Annotated in this window: 20 protein-coding genes; 8 read left to right on the top strand and 12 right to left on the bottom strand. The window is 61.3% G+C overall.

All coding sequences use genetic code 11. From position 1 onward, the window contains the following. Positions 1–51 precede the first annotated feature (51 nt). Genes AB4Z25_RS20460 through AB4Z25_RS20440 form a run of 5 tightly spaced genes read left to right on the top strand, consistent with a single transcriptional unit; the run spans position 52 to position 5,113 of the window. On the top strand, positions 52–720 hold the full coding sequence (locus AB4Z25_RS20460; RefSeq protein ID WP_112386018.1) for a phosphoribosylanthranilate isomerase: 669 nt from the start codon (positions 52–54) through the stop codon (positions 718–720). 2 nt (positions 721–722) lie between these two features. Continuing rightward, positions 723–1,943, top strand: a complete 1,221-nt coding sequence (gene trpB, locus AB4Z25_RS20455; protein ID WP_112540322.1) for a tryptophan synthase subunit beta — start codon at positions 723–725, stop codon at positions 1,941–1,943. A gap of 3 nt (positions 1,944–1,946) precedes the next feature. Further along, the gene (gene trpA / locus AB4Z25_RS20450; protein ID WP_112540320.1) at positions 1,947–2,786 is read left to right on the top strand and encodes a tryptophan synthase subunit alpha; all 840 of its coding nucleotides are present in this window, start codon (positions 1,947–1,949) and stop codon (positions 2,784–2,786) included. Between the two features lie 39 nt (positions 2,787–2,825). Further along, positions 2,826–3,728 (top strand): acetyl-CoA carboxylase, carboxyltransferase subunit beta, encoded by a 903-nt coding sequence (gene accD, locus AB4Z25_RS20445; protein ID WP_112386021.1) that lies wholly within the window; start codon positions 2,826–2,828, stop codon positions 3,726–3,728. 32 nt (positions 3,729–3,760) lie between these two features. Next, entirely contained in the window at positions 3,761–5,113 is a 1,353-nt protein-coding gene (locus AB4Z25_RS20440) for a bifunctional folylpolyglutamate synthase/dihydrofolate synthase (protein ID WP_112540318.1), read from the top strand. Between the two features lie 47 nt (positions 5,114–5,160). Here AB4Z25_RS20440 and trxA read toward each other — a convergent pair whose 3' ends face one another. From trxA to AB4Z25_RS20380, 12 genes are all read right to left on the bottom strand, one after another. After that, positions 5,161–5,481 carry a thioredoxin gene (gene trxA, locus AB4Z25_RS20435; protein ID WP_112386023.1) on the bottom strand — a complete coding sequence of 107 codons (321 nt, stop codon included), beginning with the start codon at positions 5,479–5,481 and terminating at the stop codon, positions 5,161–5,163. 74 nt (positions 5,482–5,555) lie between these two features. Further along, on the bottom strand, positions 5,556–9,104 hold the full coding sequence (addA, locus tag AB4Z25_RS20430; RefSeq protein WP_112540315.1) for a double-strand break repair helicase AddA: 3,549 nt from the start codon (positions 9,102–9,104) through the stop codon (positions 5,556–5,558). After that, complete coding sequence (gene addB / locus AB4Z25_RS20425) at positions 9,097–12,291, bottom strand: double-strand break repair protein AddB (protein ID WP_112540313.1); 3,195 nt, start codon at positions 12,289–12,291, stop codon at positions 9,097–9,099. Before addB ends, addA begins: the two co-directional genes overlap by 8 nt. A gap of 3 nt (positions 12,292–12,294) precedes the next feature. Continuing rightward, positions 12,295–13,026: a nucleotidyltransferase family protein gene (locus tag AB4Z25_RS20420; protein WP_112540311.1), complete on the bottom strand. Its 732-nt coding sequence runs from the start codon at positions 13,024–13,026 to the stop codon at positions 12,295–12,297. A gap of 13 nt (positions 13,027–13,039) precedes the next feature. Continuing rightward, complete coding sequence (gene tsaE, locus AB4Z25_RS20415) at positions 13,040–14,557, bottom strand: tRNA (adenosine(37)-N6)-threonylcarbamoyltransferase complex ATPase subunit type 1 TsaE (RefSeq protein ID WP_112540309.1); 1,518 nt, start codon at positions 14,555–14,557, stop codon at positions 13,040–13,042. Further along, positions 14,554–17,142 carry a sensor histidine kinase gene (locus AB4Z25_RS20410; protein ID WP_112540307.1) on the bottom strand — a complete coding sequence of 863 codons (2,589 nt, stop codon included), beginning with the start codon at positions 17,140–17,142 and terminating at the stop codon, positions 14,554–14,556. The genes tsaE and AB4Z25_RS20410 overlap by 4 nt, the downstream gene beginning before the upstream one ends. A gap of 202 nt (positions 17,143–17,344) precedes the next feature. Next, complete coding sequence (gene ahcY / locus AB4Z25_RS20405) at positions 17,345–18,745, bottom strand: adenosylhomocysteinase (RefSeq protein ID WP_112386029.1); 1,401 nt, start codon at positions 18,743–18,745, stop codon at positions 17,345–17,347. Between the two features lie 165 nt (positions 18,746–18,910). Next, complete coding sequence (locus AB4Z25_RS20400) at positions 18,911–19,192, bottom strand: HPr family phosphocarrier protein (RefSeq protein ID WP_112386030.1); 282 nt, start codon at positions 19,190–19,192, stop codon at positions 18,911–18,913. A 9-nt stretch (positions 19,193–19,201) separates the two neighbouring features. Continuing rightward, a complete protein-coding gene (locus AB4Z25_RS20395) occupies positions 19,202–19,603 on the bottom strand; it encodes a PTS sugar transporter subunit IIA (protein WP_025584219.1) in 402 nt (133 codons plus the stop codon). Between the two features lie 152 nt (positions 19,604–19,755). Next, a complete protein-coding gene (locus AB4Z25_RS20390) occupies positions 19,756–20,205 on the bottom strand; it encodes a serine/threonine protein kinase (protein ID WP_112540305.1) in 450 nt (149 codons plus the stop codon). Next, complete coding sequence (locus AB4Z25_RS20385; protein ID WP_310296721.1) at positions 20,205–21,968, bottom strand: sensor histidine kinase; 1,764 nt, start codon at positions 21,966–21,968, stop codon at positions 20,205–20,207. Before AB4Z25_RS20385 ends, AB4Z25_RS20390 begins: the two co-directional genes overlap by 1 nt. A gap of 107 nt (positions 21,969–22,075) precedes the next feature. Then, a complete protein-coding gene (locus tag AB4Z25_RS20380; RefSeq protein ID WP_310296724.1) occupies positions 22,076–22,810 on the bottom strand; it encodes a response regulator transcription factor in 735 nt (244 codons plus the stop codon). Between the two features lie 338 nt (positions 22,811–23,148). On the opposite strand from AB4Z25_RS20380, the gene AB4Z25_RS20375 reads away from it, so the two are divergent. The 3 genes from AB4Z25_RS20375 (at position 23,149) to AB4Z25_RS20365 (ending at position 25,903) form a co-directional block, all read left to right on the top strand. After that, complete coding sequence (locus tag AB4Z25_RS20375) at positions 23,149–24,759, top strand: phosphoenolpyruvate carboxykinase (protein ID WP_112540303.1); 1,611 nt, start codon at positions 23,149–23,151, stop codon at positions 24,757–24,759. A 96-nt stretch (positions 24,760–24,855) separates the two neighbouring features. Then, positions 24,856–25,290, top strand: a complete 435-nt coding sequence (gene arfB / locus AB4Z25_RS20370; protein WP_112540301.1) for an alternative ribosome rescue aminoacyl-tRNA hydrolase ArfB — start codon at positions 24,856–24,858, stop codon at positions 25,288–25,290. A gap of 1 nt (position 25,291) precedes the next feature. After that, positions 25,292–25,903, top strand: coding sequence for an alpha-ketoglutarate-dependent dioxygenase AlkB (locus tag AB4Z25_RS20365; RefSeq protein WP_112540300.1), 612 nt, complete (start codon positions 25,292–25,294; stop codon positions 25,901–25,903). Position 25,904 lies beyond the last annotated feature (1 nt).

Raw genomic sequence — 25,904 nt, 5'->3', positions numbered from 1 at the left:
TCCATCGCAAATTGGCTCGACTCTTTTGCCTTTTCGTGTCACTTCGCTGCCATGAAACCGGACATCAAAATCTGTGGTCTGAAGACGGCCGAGACGATCGATCGCGCGCTTAAGCGCGGCGCGACCCATATCGGCTTCATCTTCTTCGAAAAAAGTCCGCGCTATATCGAGCCTGACGTCGCCGGAAGGCTGGCGGACGCGGTGCGCGGCAAGGCCAAGATCGTGGCCGTCACGGTTAACCCAACAAACGACGATCTCGATGAAATCGTTGCGCTTTTGCGCCCCGATATCATCCAGCTTCATGGCGATGAAAGCCCGGAACGCGTTTTGACCATAAAGGCCGTTTACGGTCTTCCTGTCATGAAGGCTTTCTCGGTGCGCACCTCCGACGATTTGAAGCGGGTCGAGGCCTATATCGGTATCGCTGATCGCTTCCTCTTCGATGCGAAGCCGCCGAAAGGCTCCGAATTGCCCGGCGGAAACGGGGTTTCCTTCGATTGGAGCCTGCTCGACTGGCTTGACGGAAGCGTCGATTACATGCTTTCCGGTGGACTGAACAAGGACAACATTGCCGACGCGCTGATCATCACCAAAGCGCCAGGCATCGACGTTTCCTCCGGTGTCGAGAGTGCACCGGGCGCGAAAAGCGTCGCGATGATCGATGAATTTTTCGATGCGGTCGAGAAGGCGTATCAGCCTGAAACCGCTTCAGGGAGTTAATAGTGAACGAGACGCCTAAACCGAATTCCTTCCGTTCCGGCCCTGATGAAGATGGCCGTTTTGGCATCTATGGCGGCCGTTTTGTCGCCGAGACGCTGATGCCCCTCATTCTCGACCTGCAGGCCGAGTGGGACAAGGCGAAGGACGATCCGGAATTCCAGGCGGAACTGAAAAATCTCGGCGCCCACTATATCGGCCGCCCGAGCCCGCTGTATTTTGCGGAACGGCTGACGGCCGAGCTTGGCGGCGCGAAGATCTACTTCAAGCGCGAAGAGTTGAACCACACAGGTTCCCACAAGATCAACAACTGCATCGGCCAGATCCTGCTGGCCAAGCGCATGGGCAAGACCCGCATCATCGCTGAAACCGGTGCCGGCCAGCATGGCGTTGCCTCGGCGACCGTTGCCGCCCGCTTCGGTCTTCCCTGCGTCGTCTATATGGGCGCCACCGATGTCGAGCGCCAGGCGCCGAACGTGTTCCGCATGAAGCTCCTCGGTGCCGAAGTGAAGCCGGTGACGGCTGGACAAGGCACGCTGAAGGACGCCATGAACGAGGCGCTGCGCGACTGGGTCACCAATGTCGACGACACCTATTACCTGATCGGCACCGCCGCCGGCCCACATCCCTATCCGGAGATGGTTCGGGATTTCCAGGCGGTGATCGGCACTGAAGCCAAGCAGCAGATGCTGGAAGCCGAGGGACGTCTGCCGGATCTCGTCGTTGCCGCCGTCGGTGGCGGCTCGAACGCTATCGGCATCTTCCATCCGTTCCTCGATGACGAAGGCGTCAAGATCGTCGGCGTCGAAGCGGGCGGCAAGGGTCTGCAGGGTGACGAGCATTGCGCCTCGATCACCGCCGGTTCGCCGGGCGTTCTTCATGGCAACCGCACCTATCTGCTGCAGGATGGCGACGGCCAGATCAAGGAAGGCCATTCGATTTCGGCCGGCCTCGATTATCCCGGCATCGGCCCAGAGCATTCCTATCTGAACGATATCGGCCGCGTCGAATATGTGCCGATCATGGACCACGAGGCGCTCGAAGCCTTCCAGACGCTGACGCGCCTCGAGGGCATCATTCCGGCGCTGGAACCGTCGCATGCGTTGGCCGAAGTCATCAAGCGCGCGCCGAAGATGGGCAAGGACGAGATCATCCTGATGAACCTCTCCGGCCGCGGCGACAAGGACATCTTCACCGTCGCCAAGATTCTCGGAATGGATGCTTAAGTCATGACCGCACGTATGGACAAACGCTTTGCCGATCTGAAGGCCGAGGGCCGCCCGGCGCTGGTCACCTATTTCATGGGCGGCGACCCGGACTATGACACCTCGCTCGGCATCATGAAGGCGCTGCCGGAAGCCGGTTCCGACATTATCGAGCTCGGCATGCCGTTTTCGGATCCGATGGCTGATGGTCCGGCAATCCAGCTGGCCGGTCAGCGCGCGCTGAAGGGCGGCCAGACGCTCAAGAAGACGCTGCAGCTCGCCGCCGACTTCCGCAAGTCCGATAATGCGACGCCGATCGTCATGATGGGTTACTACAACCCGATCTACATCTACGGCGTCGAAAAGTTTCTCGACGATGCGCTGGCATCCGGCATCGACGGCCTGATCGTCGTCGATCTGCCGCCGGAGATGGATGACGAGCTCTGCATTCCAGCGATCCGCAAGGGCATCAATTTCATCCGCCTGGCAACGCCGACCACCGACGAAAAGCGCCTGCCGGCCGTTCTGAAGAACACGTCCGGCTTCGTCTACTACGTTTCGATGAACGGCATCACTGGTTCGGCTCTGCCGGACACGTCGCTGGTCTCGGGTGCCGTCAAGCGCATCAAGGAGCACACCGATCTGCCTGTTTGCGTTGGCTTCGGCGTTAAGACCGCCGACCATGCAAAGGTCATCGGCGCTTCGGCTGATGGCGTCGTCGTCGGCACGGCCATCGTCAATCAGGTTGCCACGAGCTTGACCAAGGACGGAATAGCGACAGCTGATACGGTTCAGGCCGTCGCCACGCTGGTCCGCGGTCTTTCATCGGGAACGCGTTCGGCGCGCCTTGTTGCTGCCGAATAGTGTCCCCACATTGGCTGTCGTCAATCAGGAGTTTTCGACTTGAACTGGATCACCAACTACGTACGCCCGCGGATCAATTCCATGCTGGGCCGCCGCGAAGTTCCTGAAAATCTCTGGATCAAGTGCCCGGAAACGGGTGAGATGGTCTTCCACAAAGATCTGGAAGACAACAAATGGGTTATTCCGGCGTCCGGCTACCACATGAAGATGCCGGCCAAGGCCCGTCTTCTCGATCTGTTCGATAATGGCGAATATGAAGCGCTGGTGCAGCCGAAGGTGGCTCAGGACCCGCTGAAGTTCCGTGATTCCAAGAAGTATACAGATCGCCTGCGCGACAGCCGCCTGAAGACCGAGCAAGAAGACACGATCGTTGCCGGTGTCGGCAAGGTACGTGGCCTGAAGCTCGTCGCCGTCGTGCACGAATTCAACTTCATGGGCGGCTCGCTCGGCATCGCTGCCGGTGAGGCAATCGTCAAGGCATTCGAACGTGCCATTGCCGAGAAATGCCCGCTGGTAATGTTCCCGGCCTCGGGTGGCGCCCGCATGCAGGAAGGCATTCTCTCGCTGATGCAGCTGCCGCGCACGACCGTTGCCGTCGATATGCTGAAGGAAGCAGGCCAGCCCTATATCGTCGTCCTCACCAATCCGACTACGGGCGGTGTCACGGCTTCCTACGCCATGCTTGGCGATCTGCATCTGGCGGAGCCGGGCGCGGAAATCTGCTTTGCCGGCAAGCGCGTCATCGAGCAGACGATCCGCGAGAAGCTGCCGGAAGGCTTCCAGACTTCGGAATATTTGCTGGAACACGGCATGGTCGACATGGTGATCAAGCGTCACGATATCCCCGATACGCTGGCGCGGGTCCTGAAGATCCTGACGAAGAAGCCGGCAAACACCGTCGTTACCAACGGCAGTGCGGTCGCGCTGGCAGCGAGCGCCTGATCGATCCAGAACCTGCCTGAGCGGAGGGCCGAATGATACCCAGGGGTCAGACCGTCGTGAGCGAGGCAGCACAGGAAATAGACAAGCTCCTGGGATTGCATCCCAAGGGCTTCGATCTGTCGCTGGAGCGGATCATCCGCCTGCTGGAGGTTCTCGGAAATCCGCAGGATAAGCTGCCGCCGGTAATTCATGTCGCCGGAACCAACGGCAAGGGTTCGGTTACGGCCTTCTGCCGGGCGCTCCTTGAAGCCGGTGGCTACAGCGTTCACGTCCACACTTCGCCCCATCTGGTGAATTGGCACGAGCGCTACCGCATCGGCGTCAAGGGCGGACGCGGAGAGCTGGTTGAAGACGCGGTTTTCGCCGATGCCGTACGCCGCGTTGCCGAAGCCAATGGCGGCCAGAAGATCACCGTTTTCGAAATCCTGACGGCCGTCACCTTCCTGCTATTTTCCGAACAGCCTGCCGACGCAGCTGTTATCGAAGTCGGCCTCGGCGGACGCTTCGACGCGACGAATGTCATTTCCGATCCGGCCGTCTCGGTCATCATGCCGATTTCGTTGGATCATCAGCCCTATCTCGGTGACCGGGTCGAGCTGATCGCCGCCGAGAAGGCAGGCATCATGAAGGCGAAGCATCCTGTCGTCATCGGCCAGCAGCCCTATGATGCAGCGCTCGAAGTGCTGATGTCGACGGCCGAGCGGCTGCATTGCCCGACCGCCGTCTATGGCCAGGATTTCATGGCCCACGAGGAATATGGCCGTCTCGTCTATCAGGATGAGTTCGGCCTTGCGGATCTGCCGCTACCGCGGCTTCCCGGCCGCCACCAATACGCCAATGCCGCTGCTGCCATCCGCGCTGTCAAGGCCGCCGGTTTCGTCGTCACCGAAGCGATGATGGAGAAGGCGCTTCAGGGTGTGGAATGGCCCGGGCGTCTGCAGCGGCTGACCGAGGGTCGGCTGATGTCGCACGCACCTGCCGGTGCCGAAATCTGGGTCGATGGCGGACACAATCCCGGCGCCGGCGAGGTGATCGCCGAGGCGATGGCGAACTTCGAGGAAAAACTGCCAAGACCGCTCTATCTGATCACCGGCATGATCAACACGAAGGATCCTGTCGGTTATTTCAAGGCGTTTGCCGGACTGGCGGAGAAAGTCTTCTGCGTTCCGATCCGCGGAAGCGATGCAATGATCGACCCGGTCATTCTGGCCAATGCAGCCTACGACGCCGGTCTGGTGGCCGAACCGATGTCGACCGTCGGAGACGCGCTTGAGGCGATCAAGGAAATCCTCGATCCGGCCAAGCCGCCGCCACGCATCCTGATGGGCGGCTCGCTCTATCTGGTCGGCGACGTTCTCTCGGATAACGGCACGCCACCAAAATGAAAAAAGCCCGGTCGAAGCCGGGCTTTTTCCTTGAATGTGAAAGCGCTTTAAGCGGCGCTAGAAATCCAGCTCGAAAGAGCTGTCTTCGGAGCGGCACCAACCTTGATGTCGGCAACTTCGCCGGCCTTGAAGATCGCCAGCGTCGGGATCGAGCGAACGCCGAACTGAGCAGCCAGTTCCGGGTTTTCATCGATGTTGAGCTTGGCAACCTTGACCTTGCCGGCCAATTCGGTTGCGATTTCTTCGAGGCTCGGGGCAATCATCTTGCACGGGCCGCACCATTCAGCCCAAAAATCCACAACAACAGGTTCTGCAGATTCCAGAACTTCCGACTGGAAGTTATTGATATCGACTTTCACGGTAGCCATAGGCTGCTCCTTCACGGGAATTATCGTTGAACCACATGTGATGGTGCGGTGTCATAATTTCAATGTCCGGTATTTCACTTTGTCTTGAGTGCCGCAAGCGCCAATTCAAGGGTCCGCTCGGTGAGGCGGTGAACGGTCGCGTTTTCGGTATAGACGAGCACGCACTCGATTTCCTTGCCGGGATAAAGCGGCTTCAGGATCTCCCGGTAGATCGCAAGCTGCGCCTTGTGTGCGAAGGGAACGCTTTCCTCCGTCTCCGGCGGGACGCGATTGGTCTTGTAATCGAGGACAACCACCCGGTCCGTCAGCACCGCGAGACGGTCGACCCGGCCCGATACGGCATAGTGTTTCCCGTCGAGGTCCAGCGTGCCCATGATCGAAACTTCGGGCTGGGCATGGGCTGCAAAGACCGGCTGCAGGCTGTCTTCGCCCAATAATTTCAGAACCGAATCGACCAGTTGGCGCCGCTCGGCGTCCTGCCAGAAGCGCGCCGCGCGCCCGGCATAGCGCTCGGCGGCAAGCTGGCGCTCCTGAGGCGGGACGTCAGGCAGCATCTGCAGCATGCGGTGGATCAGCCGGCCTTTTTCCAGCGACCTGTCGGACCGCTCCGGGGTGCTGAACAAAGGCGAGGTCACCAGAAGGTCATCGGCTTCCTCGTCGATGACTGTACCCGCGCCCGATGGGCTGAGGGGTCGCGGCAAAGCTCTCTGCGGCGGCAGAGGCTTGAGTATACCAGCTGGCAGGACGTCCTTCTCGCGCTTTTCCGCCAGCTGTTCTGCCCGCTCGAAGCTGCGCTCCACCTGCGGAACCCGCCAGGTCACGCCTGGCCAGCTGCCGTCCGGCCCTTCGAATTCGACAGCGTTCACCTGCGGATGGCTTTCGCTCATCGCGGTGGAAATCATCGCATGCCACGTATCGGTGTTGGCGCGCACGCCGCGATAGCCGCAAACGATCAGCCGGTCGGCCGCGCGCGTCATCGCCACATAGAGCAGGCGGCGGTATTCGTCTTCCGCCAATGTCTGGATGCGGGCGGCGTCGGCTTGCGTGCGCGAATTGGCGAGATCGCCGACCGGCACCCAGACGGGCATCGGATCCTCATTGGCTGTCTCGAGCAACCTCAGTTTCGGCATATGCGTATGAGTAAACGCCTTGCCGCCGCTATCGACCAGAAAGACGATCGGCGCCTCCAGGCCCTTCGAGGCATGCACCGTCATGATGCGCACTTCATTTCGCCCTTTGTCCTGCTCGCGCTTCACCTCGGGTGCCTCGAGTTCGAGCGTCGAGATGAAGGATTGCAGCCCGGGTAGGCCGGAATTCTCGTGATCGAGCGTGAAGGTCAGGAATTCGTCGAGAATATCGCTGACCTCGGTTCCAAGCCGCGCCAGAAACTGACTGCGTCCGCCGTGAACGCCAAGCACACGGGCGTAGAAATCATGCACTGACAGGGTTCGTGATTGCTCCAGGAAAAGCTCAAGCCGTTTCGCCGCCGCCACGAAGCGCTCGTGGCCGTCGGCGGCGAAGCGCTGCAGATGGCTCCAGACGCTGAGCTGTTCGCCTCGAAGCGCCGCCAGTGCAAAGATATCGTCTTCCGTGAGATCGAAGAGCGGGCTTTTCAGCACCGCTGCAAGCGAAAGATCGTCCTGCGGCAGAAGCAGGAAGCGCCCAAGCGCCAGCAGATCCTGCACCGCAATGTGGCTCGTCAGCTTCAGGCGGTCGGCACCGGCGACCGGAATGTTGTTCCGCCGTTTCAGCGCCCGCGTCAGCGCGTTGACGAAACTGTCTCGCTTTCGAACCAGCACAAGAATATCGCCGGCCTCGATCAGCCTCTCCTTGCCCTTCTCGACGATCGTTTCGTGTCCGACCAGCGTCTCGATGGTATGCGCCATGCGTCGCGCCAGGATCGCCGGTGGCGCGCTCTCGGGCGTGGCATCGAAAGGGGCCGTCCAGTCCTCGTCCTTGATGGCGACTTCGGGCGCTACCATTGCCCAGAGATCGACGGCGCCTGGATGGCCGATCCGGCTTGACCGGTGAATGACCGGCTCGCCCTCGGCGCTCAGCCCGCGTGCATTTTCGGGTGGTGTGAAGACATGGTCGACGGCGGCGAGAACGTCGGACGTCGAACGGAACGACAGCGGCAGGCGCACCGGCGTGAATTGCTGGCCGCTAGCCTGCACCTTCCGCTGCGTTCGCTTGCTTTCTTCCGAAAAGCGCTCCGGCCGGGCGCCCTGGAAGGAATAGATGGATTGCTTTTCATCACCGACGGCAAACAACGTGCGGATCACCGGCCGGGCGCTCTCGCCCGAGAAGAAATCCTCCGCCAGCGACTGGATGACGCTCCATTGGATCGGGCTGGTATCCTGGGCCTCATCGACGAGAATGTGGTCGATGCCCTGGTCAAGCTTGTAGTGGATCCATGGGCCGATGCCGCTCTTCGTCAGAAGATCGGCCGTGCGCGTGATCAGGTCCTCGAAATCGAGGTGGCTGCGCTGCTTTTTCAGGGACTCATAGTCGCGGTTCAGGCGCTCGGCGAGCACGAGCGCCGCATGCGTCGCCGTATACATCCGCATCATTTTCAGGCGGTCACGGCAGGCGACGACGTGATCGCGGGCAGCTGCGATCGCCGCTGTCAGTTCTGGCGCATCGGCAAGCATCGCCTTCACGGTGAATTGCGAATCCGTTTTCGGCTGCCCGTCCACCTTCAGGAAGATCTTCTCCAGAAGTTCGGCCCGCCTCGTCGCACTTCGCTCGTTCGAGGTCTGGCGAAGACCGTAGGCAACCTCCTGCGCTTTGGCGCCGCCTTTCTGCGCAGCCAGCGTCATGTAGAGATCGAGCGTCAGCCCGGAAAGCTCCGGTAGCGGCCAGTATTGCTCGGCGATGCTGGCTTCGCTCTCCGTATCGGAAAGCTTCAGGTTCTTGCGCAGTGCCGCGGCAATGCCGCCATGCGCTTCGGCGGCCTGCGTGAAGCGGCGGATGGCGTTGCGATTTGCGACGATCTCTTCGAGCAGCGCTTCCAGCCCGCTTTCGTCGCCGAGGTTGAGAACGTATGAGAACGCTTCGGCAAGCGTCTGATCGTCTTCCGGTCCCGTCGCCGTCAGCAGCGAACGGCGCGCATCCGCAAGAAGGGTCGCCGCTGCCCGGTCGTCGAGAACCGAGAAGTGACCGGCGACATTCGCCTCCAGCGGAAACTGATGTAGCAGCGCCTCGCAGAAGGCGTGGATCGTCTGGATCTTCAATCCGCCGGGCGTCTCCAGCGCCTTGGCAAAGAGCCGCCGTGCTTCGGCGAGCTTGACGCGATCGGGTGTTTCTCCCTCGATCAGCGCGATGCGTTTGCTCAATTCCTGATCCGTCAGAACCGCCCATTCGGCAAGCCGCGCGAAGACACGGTTCGACATCTCGGAGGCCGCGGCCTTGGTGTAGGTCAGGCAGAGGATCGCCGAAGGCCGGGCACCGGCCAAAAGCAGCCGGATCACGCGTTGCGTCAGGACGTGCGTCTTCCCGGATCCGGCATTGGCCGACACCCATGCCGAGCGTAACGGATCGGAGGCGATCGCCTGCTGGATGGTCGTCCAGCCGATCCAGACGCCCGGATCGTCGCTATCGGGGAGAGCGGTAATGTCATTCATCGCCACTGGCCTCCTCGTCTTCTGCCGTCGACCATTCCGAGACCCGTGCCAGATGATCGTAGTCGCCACCGAACTCGAACTGTTGTGCCGGGATAAGCCGCGATGTGAAGCCCCGCTCGCCGGATTGCAGCAGGGAGACGAACTTGGCGAGCTGATCGATCGATTCCTCGGCAAGATCGAGCGCCGACTTCACCTTGTCGCTGCGTGTCGAATTCTCGTTGTTGACGGTATCGGCCCGGAAGCGGCTGCCAGGCCGAAGGCGGACGTAAAGCAGATCCTGCGGAATGAGGCTGCCGGCATCGCGGAAGGCACCGGCGCTCAGCGCGGCAGCTTCGAGAGCCAGCTGTGGGTCGAGCAAGGCGCGCGCTTGCGCAGGCGAAGGATTATAGCCGGTCTTGTAATCGATGATATCGGCAGATTTCGGCCCGGTGATATCGATCCGGTCGGCGACGCCCGTTAGCCGGATGTTGATCGCCTCCAGCTCGACGCTGCCACGGACTTCGGTCACTGTCTTGCGGATGCCCGGCCGCCGCTCAGCTTCCCACGTCAGGAAGCTGCGAGCCACCTCGCGAAAGCGCGGCCGCCAGACCGCGTCGATATGGGCGGGCAGTTCTTCGCTGTCGAAAAGATCGTTCAGGATGGCCTCCATCGCCCTTTCGCCGTCAGGCGTTCCGGCGATGTGCCCTTCGCGCACGAAGCGATCGATGATCGCGTGATAGAGCGTGCCGCGTTCTGCGGCACCGGGATCGCGGTTAAACGGTTCGACAGGGTCAAGCCGCAGAATACGCCGCGCGTAGATCGCATAGGGATCGCGCCGGAGGCGGCCGACTTCGCTGAAGGAATAGGATTTTGGCTGCAGTTCCGAGGGTGGAACCGGCGAGGGGCGCTGCGCCGGCGCCTGGGCCTTGCCGTCATCGAGAAGATTGACCCAGTGCACGAATTTTTCGCCACGGTCCTTCAGCGCGGCTTCGAAAGCGGTGCCGCCCAAAGCCAGTAGACGCTGCAGCCAGCGCGAGGCAACCGTCGGCGTCGAGCCCTGGCGGAGTGCGCGCGTATAGATCAGCTTCCGGGTGCCGCTCGCCATCTCGAAATCGTGGGCCAGCTGCCCGATACGCCGCTCCGGTGGCTCAAGGCCGATCTCCGTTTTCATCATCCGCGAAATGAAGGGGTTGTTGGCCGTCTGCCCCGGCCAGGAACCTTCGTTTAGGCCTCCGAGCACCAGCGTGTCGACAGCCTGAAGACGGGCTTCCAGCGTGCCGAAGATGAAAACCCGGGGATGGCTGAGCGCGCGGGGCTTGGCAGCCTGTCCGGCCGACAATGCCGTCATGATGTCGATCCACTGCGGACCGTCCGCGTCGATCTGCCCGTTGGTGTCGATCACCTCGCCGAGCAGCGCAGCGAGCGCGTCGCCGGCTTCTCCGCTCCAGAGACCGGCAAGGTCGCCGCGGTGATCGCGAGCCACGGCCTCGAGCACGCGGCCGGTTCTTGAGGCCCATTCGGAGAGCTGCAGGTTCACTGTCAGGCTGCGCCCGTCAGGTCCACGCTTGACCATTGCCGATGCCAGCGGCTCGGTCGTAGCTGCGATCCGCTGTGCCAAGTCCCTGGCCTGGTCGATCGCATCCGATGGCAGCGACTTCCGCCAGTTCGGCGCGTAGCGATCGGCCTGCTGTTCGGCAAGCTGACGCTCCAGCAGGGCCGGCAGCGTGCTGATATCGACCTCGGCAACACCGCCGCGCAGCGCGAGAAGCTCGAGCGCTTCGACGGCGCTTGTCAAAGCCGTCTTCTCAAGGCTGAAATGCGTGAGCGGATGCTTGAGGAGCGCCACAAGCGCCACCGGATCGCCGGGCCGCAGCGTCGCTTCCAGAACCAGCTGAAGGAAAGTGCCCTGGGGCATCGCAGAAAGCGGCGTACCGGCCGAATCGTCGGCGATAATGCCGAACCGGGCGAGTTCGGACATAACGCGGCGCGCGAGATTGCGATCGGGCGTAATCACCGCTGCCTGGCTTTCGCCGTTCCGGCCCTGCTCTTCCAAGGCAAGGCGCAAGGCGATGGCGATTGCCGTTGCCTCCTCCCGCTCGTTGGCCGCCTCGATCAGCGCCACGCCGGCAAAGCCTGCCGCCAACGCGTCCGCGGGAAGCTCGTTCTTCCACTCGCCCCAGCCGCTTGTCGCCTCTGCTGGTGCAAGCGCCCGCGACAGTACCTCCGCACGCCGTTGCAGGTCAGGCTCGGCGTCGATCAGCGGGGCGACATCATTGCGTGTCAGTTTCAGGCGTTTCAGCAGATGCGACAGACCATATTGGGAGTGGCTGCGGCTCGCAGGATTGGCGGTTCGGCCCGGCTGTGGGTCAGGCGCCACCATCCGCCAATGCTCGTCCGGCATCGACAGATCGAGGCCCGGCAGCACGATGACGCCCTCGGGAAGATTGGCAACGGCGGCAATCAGATCGGCGGTCGCAGGCACGGAGCCCGTCGAGCCGGCTATGACGATCGGTCCTGCAGGCCGGGACGTTGCAAGACGGTTCGCTTCCGCGCGCAAAATTGCGTTGCGGTGCCGGGCAGGGGACGAGCGCCCGAGTTCGGCCAGCCGTTCCGGCCAGAAAGCGCTGGCAATCTGCAGAAACTCCGCTGTCAGCTGCCACCAGAGCGCATGATCGGAGGCGTCGAGATTGGCAAGCTCTGCCCATTCCCGGTCCTCGGTCTCGATCGAATCGATCAGCTCAGCCAGATTGCGCGCCAGCCAGATCGCGTCTGCGGGGCTTGCCGGGGCTGCAAGAGGCGACTCGGCGTGGATGCGGCGGACGATATCAGGCAGCCTGTTGCGCCAGGCAAGGATGAGCCTTGCAAGCTCCAGCAGGCGGGCAGTGTTGGAAAGTGGCTGCGCAAGGTCGAGGGTCGCAGGCAGCGCCTCCTCGAAATAGCCGCTGTCGTCATCCGTTTCACCGAGCGGCCGGATGACCGGCAGAATGGCCGAGCGGCCGCCGAGCAGATCGACGAATTCGGAGCGGAGCACGCGGGCTGCACGCCTAGTCGGCAAATAGATCGTCACTTTCGAAAGCGATAGCGGATCGTCGGGATCGTGCCGGAAGAGCGGCGTCAGCCGGCCGTCGCAAAGCGTTTGCGCGAGCACTTTCAGAAACGGCGCTCCTGCCGGTATCGTCAGGATGCGCGGCTGATGACGCTCGCTCATCGCTTAGGCAAACGTCCGGAATTGCCGGATCGTTTCCTCTGCTTCATCGACGGCTTCGGGTGTGCCGACGGTCAGCCAGTGCCCGTCCATCATCATTCCGTAAAGCCTGCCGCGGCCGATCGCCTTGTCGAAATAACTGTTGATGTTGAAGGGGTCGCGCGGCGCATCGTCGAGAAATTCGGGCCGCATCGCAAAGGCGCCGGCATAGACGACGGGGTTCGACTGGTCGTCCCGGTGGCGTGTCAGGCGGCCATCCGCTGCCATGCTGAAATCATTGGTGCCATTATGGCCGGTCGTGTTCTCGATGCGCACGCAAAGCATCGCCATGTCCATGCTGCCGGCGTCGAAGAATCCGGCTAATCGATCGAGATTGCTGGGCGCACCCGGCTGTTCACCGATCCAGAAGAGATCGGCGTTCATCACGAAGATCGTCTCCCGGTCGAGCAGCGTCAGGCCCTTGACGATGCCACCGCCATTGTTCAGCAGGCCGCCGCGCTCGTCGGAAATCAGGATATCGAGCCCGTGATACGACTTCAGATGCGCTTCCATCTGGTCGGCGAAATGGTGGACATTGACGGCAGCGCGTTCGACGCCGGCCTGCTTCAGCGAGTCCAGCGTATAGTCGATCATCGGCTTACCGCCGATCTTCACCAACGGCTTCGGCATCGTATCGGTGATCGGGCGCATGCGGGTACCGAGACCCGCCGCCAATACCATGGCTTGTTTGATTGTCATTGTGGTCCGGAACTTATGATTCGCTCATGCCTATTCCAGCCCTTGCGCACCATTCGCGCAAGGGGGCGAGCGCTTCATGCTCAAGAGCGACCTGGAGATAGGCGAGTGTGCGTGGCATATGCTTGAGATAGCCCGGTTTGCCGTCACGCTGCAACAGCCGGACCCAGAGCCCGGCAAGTTTGCAATTGCGCTGCGCAGACATGATCGCCCAGCTCTTCAGGAAGGACGTTTCATCGAAGCCGCCCTGGGCCCGGCGGATCGACAGATAGTCGTCCATCAGCTCGCGGAAGAGCGGTGGTTCGATGGTGACCCGCGCGTCCTGGGCGATCGATGCCAGATCGTAGGACGTCGGGCCGATCATCGCGTCCTGGAAATCGATCAGGCCGATCTTCCGGATCCCCTGCCGGTCGCCGCGCCAGATGATGTTCGGCGAATGGAAATCACGCAGCAGCAGGTTCTTTTCGGCATCGGCCAGCTGGTCGATGAGATCGTCCCAGATCGCGAGATACGCATCCCGCTCCGCATCCGAGGCTGCTTGGCCGTCGCGCTTCCACGGCAGATGCCAGTCGAGCACCAGGCGAACTTCCATCTTCATCGCCGTCCGGTCGAAATCCGGGATGTGGTGGATATGATCCTTTGTAACGGAAATATCCTGCGGGATCTGCATGCCATGCAGATGCGCCAGGCAGGCGACGCTTTCGCGATAACGCTCGGCAATCGGTTGTCCGCCGGTATCAAGAACACCTTCGGTTCCGAGATCCTCGATCAGCAATATGCCCTGGTCATAGTCGACGCCGTAGATTTCAGGCGTTGCGAAGCCGCGCTGCCGCAGAGAATCTGCGATGGCAACGAAGGGATAGGGGTTCTCTGCAAGATGGGCGACCTTCGGATAGGGCTTGCCGTCAAGGACTGCGGGTCCTTCCGGCAGCGGCGGCCAATCCATCAGGATCTTCCGCTCGCCTGTCGCGGGATAGACCGCCTCATAGGCGCGCAACGATGCATCGCCCGTCAGGAAGCGTCGTCCGGCGCCGGCGTAGCCGAGACCGGCGAGAAATGTCCGGATAGCCAGGATGCGCTGGATACGCTCGGCTCTCTTCGGCGGCGCCTTGATGGTCAGGCGGCGCCCGGCGCCCTCGTGCGTCAGGGTCAGTTCAATCCGATCGCCAGGCATCTCGTCTGCGGCCATCTCGGGCCACTCGACGAGGCAGATACCCGATTGCAGCGCCTCGTCGAAACCAAGTTCTTCAAGCTCGGAGCCATCGGCAAGCCGGTAGAGATCGAAATGCGCAACCGGAATTCTAAGATCATAGGCTTGGACCAGCGTGAATGTCGGGCTTGGCACTTCCAACGCCGGATCGTCGGCGATGGCGCGGATTAACGCACGGGCCAGAGATGATTTTCCCGCGCCGAGATCACCCGACAGCGTCAGGCAGTCGCCCGGCTTGACGGCGAGCGCCAGATCTTCGCCGAGACGGCCGGTTGCCGCCTCGTCTTCCAGAAACAGGGAGATCGCGCCAGCGTCGGCCGTCATTCGGCGGCTGCGACGGCACGCGGCAGGTTGACGGATGGAATCCGGCAAACGACCGTGGTGCCGCGGCCAGGCTTGCTGTCGATCGTTACCTTGCCGTTATGCAGGCTGACGAAGCTGTCGACGATCGAGAGACCGAGACCGGCACCGCCGCGCTTACCGCTCTTTGCACCGGTGGCGAAGCGATCGAAGACAGTAGCGATCATCTCCTGCGAGATGCCCGGGCCACGATCGGCGACAGAAAATACGAAATCGGTGCCTTCGCGATGGCATTCGAGCGCAATCGCCGCGCCCTCGGGCGAGAAGTTGGCGGCATTCGACAGCAGTTTTAGCAGGATTTGCTTCAGGCGCTGTGAATCGGCAACGATGGTGCCGAGCTGCGACGGCGAGGTGATCTCAAGCGTTACGCCGCTTTCCTGCAGCCGGTCGGCGATCTGCATCGAGACGTCGTCCAGCAGGTCGCTGAGATCGATCTCGGAATAGTTCAGCCGCATAATGCCTGCATCGACGGTTGCCAGGTCGAGAATGTCGTTGACCAGCGTCAGCAGGACAGACGAGGAAGTGGCGATATGGTCGATATACTCGGCCTGCCGATCGTTCAGCGGACCGACGCCCGGCGTGCGCAGCAGATCGGTGAACCCGATGATGTTGGTCAGCGGCGAACGGAGCTCGTAGGAAACGTGCTGAACGAAATCGTTCTTTAGCTCGTCGGCCTTGCGCAGCGCTTCGTTCTTCTCGGTCAGGGCGCGCTCGGCGCGCACCGAATCCGTCATGTTGACGAAGGTCAGCATCGTCTGTGCATTCGGCAGCGGTATCACTGCATAGTCGAGCACGAGGCCGGAGAACAGTTCCAGCGTGCCCTGGCTCGAACGGCGTTCGTCGTCGAAGCTGGTGATGAGCTCGGCAAAGGTCTTCCACCCATCCGGCTTGTCATAAGACGGAGCACAGGCTTCGCCGACGGCGCGGATATGGGTGCCGGGCTTGGCTTCGGCCTCGGTGATGCCCCAGAGGACGCGGAAAGCAGGGTTCGACAGGCGGATTCGCCCGTCAGGCCCGAACACCGCGACACCTTCTGAAAGGTGGTCGATCGTCTCGCCCTGAACCTTCACCAGCGTGTTGTAGCGCGTTTCGAGATCGACCTGCTCGGTAAGGTTCTCGAATACCCAGGTAGCGCCGCCTTGCGGATGCGCTGTGGCGAAGACGCGCAGCGTCTGGCCGTTCGGCAGATGCCAGAGGTCGGATTTCGTATCGAGAGCCTGGTAGACGGAAAGCGCTGTTTCCTTCCAGCTCTTCCAGTTCAGCTGATCCGGCAGTTTCTTGGCGGCCCGCAGTCGCTCAAGAAGCTCGGCATTGTCAGGCTTGCGCTCGAGGAAGGCGATATCGAGCTCCCAGAGGGTCACGAAGGCCTGATTGTAGAATTGCAGCCGCTGCTCGCCGTCGAAGATCGCAACCGGTGTTGCCAGATGATCGAGGGTCTCGGCGTGGCTTTTCAGCGTCCGCTCAAGCTCGGCACGAACCGCCTCGGCATCCGAGACGTCGATGGCGATGCCCGCCGAGCCGGTGGGAACCTTGACATCGACGACGTCGAAGAATGTCCGGTTGCCGCTGACGACGGTCGAAATCTTGTCGTGAAAAGGCGATTCAGGCGTTGCCGTGGCGCGGATGCGCTCGCGGGCGATCGTCGTCAGGAATTCACGGCTCTCGTTGATTGCCTGCTGCGGCGACTTCGCCTCGACGGCATCGCCGTAAGCCTGGTTGACCCAGGTCAGGCGGCCCTCGACGTCGCGCTGCCAGGCCGGCAGGTCGATGGCATCGAGCAGGCTCTGGAAGGCCGAGATCGACGACATCAGCCGTTCGCGCTCGATCTTCAGTTCGGCGAGTTCGGCGCGTAGATTGTTGAGCGCGACAAAGCGGACAAAGGCGCGGCCGCCGGAAACACGGCCCTGCGCCTCGAGAATTTCATCGCGATTGGTTTCGACCACCATATCGAAGCTCTGGCCTGCTTCGCGCAGGCGGTCGATTGCATGGTCAAGCTCGGATGCGGAACGGGGCTTCAGCCACAGGCCGAATGCCAGGAATTCGTTGTCCTGCGGAGCACCTGTTTCGGCCGGCAGTTGTCCCAGCAGTTCGGGGCGCTCGCTGCCGTCCCAGACGACGATGCGGCGGTTCTTGTCGGCGATTAGTGCCTGATATTGCGATATGCGCTGCTGCGCGTCCGAAAGCGCCGTGCGGATATCGCGGCTCTCGGTTTCCAAGTTGCCGCGCTGGCGCACCAGCCAGAGGGTGGAAAGCAGAGCCGCGGAGATGACCCCGATGACAACGGAAACGCCGACGACCTGAGATGACGTGAAGAGGTGTGCCGATGCCGCAGCCTCGGATTCGACCTGAGCCAGAACCGGCCGCGCAAGCGCTGCGATCGCCGTGCCGCCGGCACAAATCTTCGCCAGCCGCGTCAGCGAGCTTTTTCCCTGCTTCACGGCCCGCCCGGCCGCCGCAGGTGTATTGTGTTGTGCTGCCGCTACCTGGCGGATATCGGGCCGAGCGCCGTCATCCACCTGTGCTGGCAGGCTTTTCTTTACGTCCGGCATTCCCGGTCTGTCTCCGTCCTTTAATGTGCCGCATCACGACAAGACATCCCATTTTCGGGCAAACGGACGAGTCCGGGCCACGAATCGAGTTCTAAAACAATACTTCGGATGGGATTCAGCGGGAAGGTAGGAGGCAAAAAATAAGGGCGCCGCAAATGTCAATGCGGCGCCCATCAAGATGTTGTGGATACTGGCGATACGATTAGTATCTGTAGTGGTCAGCCTTGAACGGGCCCTGCGGCTTCACGCCGATATAGGCGGCCTGTTCTTCAGAAAGCTGGGTCAGCTTCACGCCGAGCTTGCCGAGATGCAGGCGGGCGACCTTCTCGTCGAGGTGCTTCGGCAGGATGTAGACCTGGTTGGAATACTGGTCCGGCTTGGTGAAAAGCTCGATCTGCGCCAGCGTCTGGTTGGTGAAGGATGCCGACATCACGAAGGACGGATGGCCGGTGGCGTTGCCGAGGTTCAGCAGACGGCCTTCAGACAGCAGGATGATGCGGTTGCCCTTCGGGAACTCGATCAGGTCGACCTGCGGCTTGACGTTGGTCCACTTGAGGTTACGCAGCGCCGCAACTTCGATTTCGTTGTCGAAGTGGCCGATGTTGCCAACGATCGCCATGTCCTTCATCGCCCGCATATGGTCGATGCGGATGACATCCTTGTTGCCGGTCGTGGTGATGAAGATGTCTGCCGAGGAAACAACGTCCTCGAGCAAGACGACTTCATAGCCATCCATGGCGGCCTGCAGGGCGCAGATTGGATCGGCTTCCGTGACCTTGACGCGGGCGCCGGCGCCGGAGAGCGAAGCGGCAGAACCCTTGCCGACGTCGCCGTAACCGCAGACGACGGCAACCTTGCCGGCCATCATCACATCGGTACCGCGGCGGATACCGTCGACCAGCGATTCCTTGCAGCCGTACTTGTTGTCGAACTTCGACTTGGTGACGCTATCGTTGACGTTGATCGCCGGGAAAGGCAGCAGGCCCTTGGCATGCAGCTGGTACAGGCGATTGACGCCGGTGGTGGTCTCTTCGGTGACGCCCTTGATTGCGTCGCGCTGCTTGGTGAACCAGCCTGGCGATGCGGCAAGGCGCTTCTTGATCTGCGCGAAGAGAATCTCTTCTTCCTCGGAATGCGGGTTCGACAGCACGTCTTCACCGGCTTCGGCGCGCGCGCCGAGCAGGATGTACATGGTCGCGTCGCCGCCATCGTCGAGGATCATGTTGGAGAAGCCGCCATCGGCCCACTGGAAAATCTTGTCGGTATAGGTCCAGTAGTCTTCGAGGGATTCACCCTTGATCGCGAAGACCGGGATGCCGGCAGCGGCGATCGCAGCAGCAGCGTGATCCTGCGTCGAGAAGATGTTGCACGAGGCCCAGCGGACTTCAGCGCCGAGCGCCGTCAGCGTCTCGATAAGAACGGCGGTCTGGATCGTCATGTGCAGGGAGCCGGTGATGCGCGCGCCCTTCAGCGGCTTCGACTGGCCGAATTCCTCGCGGCTGGACATCAGGCCCGGCATTTCGGTTTCGGCGATCGTAATTTCCTTACGGCCGAAATCTGCAAGACCGATATCGGCGACGACATAATCTTTTTCAGTGCTCATTGAGGTCTCCAGCTGAAAAGCATCTCAAAATCAAACCTGCGCCGCAAATATCGCGCAGCGCCAACACGTGCCTTATGCACGGCCATGCCAGCCGTTTATCAGGCTTCAGGGACCATGGCAATAAAGATATAAAGAAGTCTTTATATGGTTATATGACGGCGCAGATCAGATCTCTTCGCCGAACTTGTTCTGGATCAACTGATCCAGGGCGTCGAGGGCTTCGATCGCCTGATTGCCGCTGGCGGTGACCAGGACGGTCGAGCCGGGGCTTGCAGCAAGCATCATCAGGCCCATGATCGACGTGCCGCCGACGGTCATGCCGTCCTTGGAAACGGTGATCGCAGCGTCGAACGTGTCGACCATCTGGACGAATTTCGCCGAGGCGCGTGCATGAAGACCGCGCTTGTTGATGATGAGGAGTTCCCGGGAGAGCTGCGTCGTGGTCATGAAGGCCCGTTATTTTCCGCTGAGAACGCGGCTCGCGACGTTGATGTATTTCCGGCCAGCTTCCGAAGCTTCGGCCAGGGCCTTTTCCATGTTGTTCTCGCCTCTGACGCCAGCGAGCTTGATCAGCATCGGCAGGTTCATACCGGCAATCACTTCGGTATGGCCGCTGCTCATCACCGAGATGGCAAGGTTGGAAGGCGTACCGCCGAACATATCGGTCAGGATCACCACACCATGACCGTCATCGGCGCCGGCGACAGCTTGAAGAATATCCTGCCGCCGCTGATCCATATCGTCTTCGGGGCCGATGCAGACCGTCTCGATGAATTTCTGAGGACCGACGACATGCTCGACAGCATGACGAAACTCTTCAGCCAGCTTGCCATGAGTGACAAGCACAAGTCCGATCATGATTTAACTGCTCCCAATGGCATATCAACGGCGGCCCCAATATCGCAATGCAACAATCGCGTCCACCGGTGGGGGCACATCTTGGCGATCAAAAGCCGAAGTGCAAGACAAAAATGCGGAGATCGCAGGCAATTCTGCCGGATTATGAGGCATTATCGACCGATTTCCGGGGCTTTCGCCATCAGAACCGCGAGCGGCAGCGGGGTATCGCCAAGCAGCCGGATGACCGGCAGCAGAAAGCCGCTGGCGACCTCCATCTGCTCGTTTTCGGGCGGCAGGCGATTTTCGCCGGAGGCGCTGCCGGGCAGGATGGCGAAATGCATGGCGGCCTCGGCAATGCTGTCCAGCGCCACGATGCCGGTGCCTCGAAGTTCGATCAGCCCGGCGATCGAATCCGGCCGCCGGGCGATGATCTGCCCGTCTCGTTTATCGAGAAACACCTGATCGTCGGCAACGAGCACGGCGTCGAGGCCGATCCGCTTCGCCTCGGTCAGACAGGTGAAGGCGAGCATCGATTTGCCCCAGCCGGAGGGACCCGAAAACAGCAGTCCGATGCCGTTGATCTTGATCGCCGTCGCGTGAACGTTGACCGGCGCGCTCATCAGCTATTGGCAGCCGCGGGCAGGGCCAGGATGAAGCGGGCGCCAAGAATCTCGGCACTTTCCGCATCGATAATGTTTTCGGCGCGCAGCGAGCCGCCATGGGCTTCGGCAATCTGGCGGCTGATCGAAAGGCCGAGACCGGAATTCTGCCCGAAGCCTTCCGACTCAGGCCGGTCGGTATAGAAGCGCTCGAAAATGCGATCGATGTTCTCGGCCTGGATGCCCGGACCGTTGTCTTCGATATAGACGAGGCAACGGGAACGGGTCCGCACCAGCCGCACGATAATCCGCCCGCCTTCCTGCGGCACGAAGGAACGGGCATTCTCGATCAGGTTGGTGACGATCTGGCCGATGCGCAGGTCGTGGCCGTTGACGACGAAGCGGGTCTTTACCCCCGGCTTCCGCTCGATCACCAGCTCGATATGCACATCCTTGTTCTTGCTGCGGATCTGGCGGGAGACGTCGACGAGATCGGTCAGGAATTTTTCCAGATCGACAGAGCGGGCATCGACGCGCGCCAGTTCTGCGTCGAGACGCGAGGCGTCGGAAATATCGCTAATTAGGCGATCAAGGCGGCGAACGTCATGCTGGATGACATCCATCAGCCGCTTCTTGGAATCGTCGGATTTCGCCAGCGGCAGCGTCTCGACCGCGCTTCGAAGAGAGGTCAGCGGGTTTTTCAACTCGTGGCTGACATCGGCAGCAAAGCTCTCGATCGCATCGATGCGGTCGTAGAGTGCCGTCGTCATTTCGCGAAGCGCGATCGAAAGATTGCCGATTTCGTCTTGGCGGGCGGAGAAGTCGGGGATCTCCTCGCGCTCCTTGGCGCCGCGCCGGACGCGGATCGCTGCGGCCGACAGGCGGCGAAGCGGGTTGGCGATCGTTGACGACAGAACGAGCGACAGCAGCACGTTGACGAGCGTCGCAACACCGAAAACACGCATGATCGCCAGACGTTCCGCGTGGACGATGTTGTCGATATCGCCGGCCTGGGTCGAAAGCAGAAGCACGCCGAGAACCGCCCGGAAACGCTGCACCGGCACGGCGACCGAGACGATCAGCTCGCCCTTCTCGGTGGTGCGCACCACTGCGCCGCGAACGCCGGTCAGCGCATTCATCACTTCAGGATAGATCGAGCCATCGCCACCCGGCGCTTCCTTGTAAACCGGCAGATTGCCGGGCTGCAGCGCCTTGTTGAACAGGGTGGTGAACCATTCGCCCCATGTCTGCTTCTCTTCCTCGACTGGCGGAAGATCGAAACGGAGCACCTGGCCGCGGGAATAGAGATGGCGCGAATCGAGCAGCAGATTGGCATCGGCGTCGAAGATGCGGGCGCGGGTGCGGGTCGGCGAGATCAGCCGGCGAAGAACAGGCGCCACCTTTTCCGGATCGATCGGAAATTCCAAATCCTCGTCATTCGGAACCGGGGTGATACTCTGGCCCGCCTGCAGCTCCAGCAGCTTTTGCGGATCGATGGTAATCGAATTGGTATCGACGGATGCCGAAGCGGAGACCGCACCGGCAATGATTTCACCCTGCGTGAGCAGGCTTTCGACACGCGCGTCGATCAGCCCCTCGCGGAACTGGTTGAGGTAGAGAATGCCGCCGACGAGGACGAGCAGCGCCGCCAGATTGAAGAACAGGATGCGGCGCGTCAGGCTGGAAAAGACGGCATTGCCGAAGATCCGGCGGATGATGGTGAAGGGATGCGACCAGCGCCTTCCCCGGACGCGGCGGCCGGTTACGCCATCCGCATCGTCCAGATCCCTTTCCTGCACCAACTGTGCCAACGGCAGGCCCTTTCGGAGGGCGCGGCCGGATATGCGGCCAGCGAGCCCTCAACAATACTCATGTGCCCCGCGGTAACGCGTCAGGCTGCTTCGCGGAAGCGGTAACCCACTCCGTAAAGCGTTTCAATCATATCAAAATCGTTGTCGACCATCTTGAATTTCTTGCGCAGCCGCTTGATGTGGCTGTCGATGGTGCGGTCGTCGACATAGACCTGCTCGTCATAGGCAGCATCCATCAGCGCATCGCGGCTCTTGACGACGCCCGGGCGCTGCGCAAGCGAATGCAGGATCAGGAATTCGGTGACGGTCAGCGTCACCGGTTCGGCTTTCCAGGTGCAGGTGTGGCGCTCCTGGTCCATGACCAGCTGTCCGCGCTCCAGCGAGCGGGCGGGCTGCGCTGCACCTGGCTTCGGCGCGGTACCGCTTGTGCCTGCGGCCGCGGCTGCTTCCCGGCTCGAGGCGCGGCGCAGCACGGCGCGAACGCGCTCGACCAGCAGGCGCTGCGAGAACGGCTTGGTGATGAAATCGTCGGCACCCATCTTGAGGCCGAAGAGCTCATCGATCTCCTCATCCTTGGACGTCAGGAAGATGACCGGCATGTCGGACTTCTGGCGCAGGCGGCGCAGAAGCTCCATCCCGTCCATACGCGGCATCTTGATGTCGAAGATGGCGAGCTGCGGCGGACGGGCGATGAGACCATCGAGCGCCGAAGCGCCGTCCGTATATGTCTCGACCTTATATCCCTCGGCTTCCAGTGCGATCGACACTGACGTCAGGATGTTGCGGTCGTCGTCAACGAGCGCGATTGTCGGCATGGTGTTCGTCTCCGTCATTTATGCGCATCTCCCGGAATTTTTGATGTCCCCAGGCGGCCTCTCCAGCCGGATGCGCTTATGGAGGATAAAGGTGGAACAAATTGTGGCAAAGATAAAGGGGCGGATTGTTCGAATATTCCGCCCGCAATCAAAGGTGGTGCGACATACTGAACCAAACCATCCAGTTCAAACGATTTAAAAATAACGATTCTTATTTAAATCGATTAAATATATGATATCATTACACTTTTCGAATTACACTCTCTTGCTTTTTAAAATTCCCCACCTTAGGTTCGCGTCAGTTTTAACGGCTGTATGCCTGAGCAAAGGGAAGAGCGATGGAAACGTTCGGAGTTCATAACCCGGCTGTAGCGCTGGCGACGATCGGTTTGGAGGGCGTTGCAAGCGTTCGCTATAACTTTACCGCCGCCTTCCTCTATGAGGAGTCGATTCGCCGTGGAGAAGCCGAACTCACCGCCCAGGGCGCACTGCGCGCATTGACCGGCCAGCACACCGGCCGCTCGCCGCGCGACAAGTTTGTCGTCCGCGATGCCGATACCGAAGCGCAGATCTGGTGGGATAACAACAAGCCGATGTCGCCGGAGCACTTCGCCGTGCTGCATGCCGACATGTTGGCTCACGCGAAGGGCAGGGAGCTTTTCGTGCAGGACCTAATCGGCGGTGCCGATGCCGGTCATGCTCTGCCGTCGCGTGTCGTCACCGAGTTTGCCTGGCACTCGCTGTTCATCCGCAACCTGCTGATCCGCCCGGAGTTCGAAGCGTTGAAGACCTTCGTGCCGAAGCTGACGATCATCGATCTGCCGAGCTTCAAGGCTGATCCGGACCGCCATGGCTGCCGTAGCGAAACGGTCATTGCCTGCGACCTGACCAAGGGTCTCGTGCTGATCGGCGGCACGTCCTACGCCGGCGAAATGAAGAAATCGGTCTTCACCGTCCTCAACTACCTGCTTCCGGCCAAGGGCGTCATGCCGATGCACTGCTCGGCCAATGCCGGTCCGGATGGCGATAGCGCTGTCTTCTTCGGCCTTTCGGGAACCGGCAAGACGACGCTGTCGGCCGATCCGGCCCGCACGCTGATCGGCGACGACGAACACGGCTGGGGCGAAAACGGCATCTTCAACTTCGAAGGCGGGTGCTATGCCAAGACCATCCGTCTCTCGGCAGAAGCCGAGCCGGAAATCTATGCGACGACGCAGCGCTTCGGCACGGTTCTCGAGAACGTCGTGTTGAACGAACAGCGCGAGCCGGATTTCGACGATGGCTCGCTGACGGAGAATACCCGTTGCGCCTATCCGCTGGACTTTATCCCGAACGCTTCGAAGACGGGCCTTGCCGGGCATCCGAAAACGATCATCATGCTGACCGCAGATGCCTTCGGCGTCATGCCGCCGATTGCCCGCCTGACGCCTGAACAGGCCATGTATCACTTCCTGTCCGGCTACACCGCAAAGGTGGCGGGTACCGAAAAGGGAGTGACCGAGCCGGAAGCAACCTTCTCGACCTGCTTCGGCGCTCCCTTCATGCCGCGTCATCCGGCTGAATACGGCAATCTGCTGAAGGAGCTGATCGGCCGTCACGGCGTCGAATGCTGGCTCGTCAACACCGGCTGGACCGGTGGCGCCTATGGCACCGGCAAGCGCATGCCCATCAAGGCGACACGCGCTTTGCTGGCTGCGGCTCTCTCGGGCGAACTCGCCAAGGCCGACTTCCGCGCCGATGCGAACTTCGGCTTTGCCGTTCCGGTGTCGGTCGATGGTGTCGACAACGGTATCCTCGATCCGCGCTCGACTTGGGCCGATGCTGCAGCCTATGACCGCCAGGCCGAAAAGCTCGTCGGCATGTTCATCGCCAACTTCGCCAAATTCGAGGAACATGTCGACGGTGGCGTGCGTGACGCGGCACCGGGCCTGAAGATCGCTGCCGAGTGATCTAAACGGCTGATGATTCACGTGAAACCCGGCGGGCGACCGCCGGGTTTTTCTTTGCGTGTTCCAAAAGTCCGGATGATGTGAGATAGGTCGAGAATGGCCAGCGACGCGCTCTATATCAACGACCGGATTACCATCGCGGGATGGGAGCTGACGGAACAGTTCGTTCTGTCGGGTGGCCCCGGCGGGCAGAACGTCAACAAGGTGTCCACTGCAGTCCAGCTGTTCTTCAGCCTGGAGAACTCGCCGTCCCTGCCGGACCGCGTCAAGGCAAATGCCATCAAGCTTGCCGGAAGACGCATGTCGAAGGACGGCGTCTTGATGATTGAGGCAAGCCGCTTTCGCAGCCAGGACCGCAATCGCGAGGATGCCCGCGAGCGCCTCAAGGAACTGGTTCTCGAAGCCGCCAAACCGCCACCGCCGCCGCGAAAGAAGACGCGGCCGACCAAAGGCTCCGTCGAGCGACGCCTGAAGGAAAAGTCAGGCCGCTCCGAGGTCAAGAAGATGCGCGGCCGGCCAGCAGGAGACTGATATGCTCGAAATCTCCAGCGGCATCCGGCATTTTCCAGGCTATCTCGATCGCCCGCGTCAGGAGGCGATGGTAGAGACTATCCGGAAAATCGTCTCTGCCGCGCCGCTTTTTGTGCCGGTCATGCCCGGCACTGGCAAGCCTATGTCGGTACGTATGAGCAATTGTGGCGACCTTGGATGGGTGACGGACAAGGAGCGCGGCTATCGCTACCAGCCAGTCCATCCGCTGACCGGAGAGGCCTGGCCGCCGATCCCGGACGCACTCATGGATCTCTGGAACGACGTTTCCGGCTATCACCTGCCGCCGCAGGCCTGCCTCATCAATTTCTACGCCGACGACGCCAAGATGGGCCTGCATCAGGACAAGGACGAGCAGGATCTCCACGCGCCGGTCGTTTCCGTCTCGCTTGGCAACACCTGCCTCTTTCGCATCGGCGGAACCACGCGAACCGACAGTACCCAATCGCTGAAGCTCGCAAGCGGCGACGTAATCGTCCTCGGCGGCGATGGCCGCCTCTGCTTCCACGGTGTCGATCGCATCTATCCCGCCACCTCGACGCTGCTGAAAAGCGGCGGCCGGATCAATCTGACGTTAAGGCGTGTGACGCCGTGAA

This window comes from Rhizobium sp. RAF36 (genome assembly GCF_052114105.1).
Lineage (GTDB): Bacteria > Pseudomonadota > Alphaproteobacteria > Rhizobiales > Rhizobiaceae > Rhizobium.
Note: the sequence above shows the minus strand (reverse complement) of the source record. Positions and strands in the feature narration are given on the sequence as shown.

Bases quoted from the DNA above. Each gene is read 5' to 3' on its own strand.
- AB4Z25_RS20460 (WP_112386018.1), top strand. From the start codon at position 52: ATGAAACCGGACATCAAAATCTGTGGTCTGAAGACGGCCGAGACGATC.
- trpA (WP_112540320.1), top strand. From the start codon at position 1,947: ATGACCGCACGTATGGACAAACGCTTTGCCGATCTGAAGGCCGAGGGC.
- AB4Z25_RS20440 (WP_112540318.1), top strand. From the start codon at position 3,761: ATGATACCCAGGGGTCAGACCGTCGTGAGCGAGGCAGCACAGGAAATA.
- trxA (WP_112386023.1), bottom strand. From the start codon at position 5,481: ATGGCTACCGTGAAAGTCGATATCAATAACTTCCAGTCGGAAGTTCTG.
- addA (WP_112540315.1), bottom strand. From the start codon at position 9,104: ATGAATGACATTACCGCTCTCCCCGATAGCGACGATCCGGGCGTCTGG.
- addB (WP_112540313.1), bottom strand. From the start codon at position 12,291: ATGAGCGAGCGTCATCAGCCGCGCATCCTGACGATACCGGCAGGAGCG.
- AB4Z25_RS20420 (WP_112540311.1), bottom strand. From the start codon at position 13,026: ATGACAATCAAACAAGCCATGGTATTGGCGGCGGGTCTCGGTACCCGC.
- tsaE (WP_112540309.1), bottom strand. From the start codon at position 14,557: ATGACGGCCGACGCTGGCGCGATCTCCCTGTTTCTGGAAGACGAGGCG.
- AB4Z25_RS20410 (WP_112540307.1), bottom strand. From the start codon at position 17,142: ATGCCGGACGTAAAGAAAAGCCTGCCAGCACAGGTGGATGACGGCGCT.
- ahcY (WP_112386029.1), bottom strand. From the start codon at position 18,745: ATGAGCACTGAAAAAGATTATGTCGTCGCCGATATCGGTCTTGCAGAT.
- AB4Z25_RS20400 (WP_112386030.1), bottom strand. From the start codon at position 19,192: ATGACCACGACGCAGCTCTCCCGGGAACTCCTCATCATCAACAAGCGC.
- AB4Z25_RS20395 (WP_025584219.1), bottom strand. From the start codon at position 19,603: ATGATCGGACTTGTGCTTGTCACTCATGGCAAGCTGGCTGAAGAGTTT.
- AB4Z25_RS20390 (WP_112540305.1), bottom strand. From the start codon at position 20,205: ATGAGCGCGCCGGTCAACGTTCACGCGACGGCGATCAAGATCAACGGC.
- AB4Z25_RS20380 (WP_310296724.1), bottom strand. From the start codon at position 22,810: ATGCCGACAATCGCGCTCGTTGACGACGACCGCAACATCCTGACGTCA.
- AB4Z25_RS20375 (WP_112540303.1), top strand. From the start codon at position 23,149: ATGGAAACGTTCGGAGTTCATAACCCGGCTGTAGCGCTGGCGACGATC.
- arfB (WP_112540301.1), top strand. From the start codon at position 24,856: ATGGCCAGCGACGCGCTCTATATCAACGACCGGATTACCATCGCGGGA.
- AB4Z25_RS20365 (WP_112540300.1), top strand. From the start codon at position 25,292: ATGCTCGAAATCTCCAGCGGCATCCGGCATTTTCCAGGCTATCTCGAT.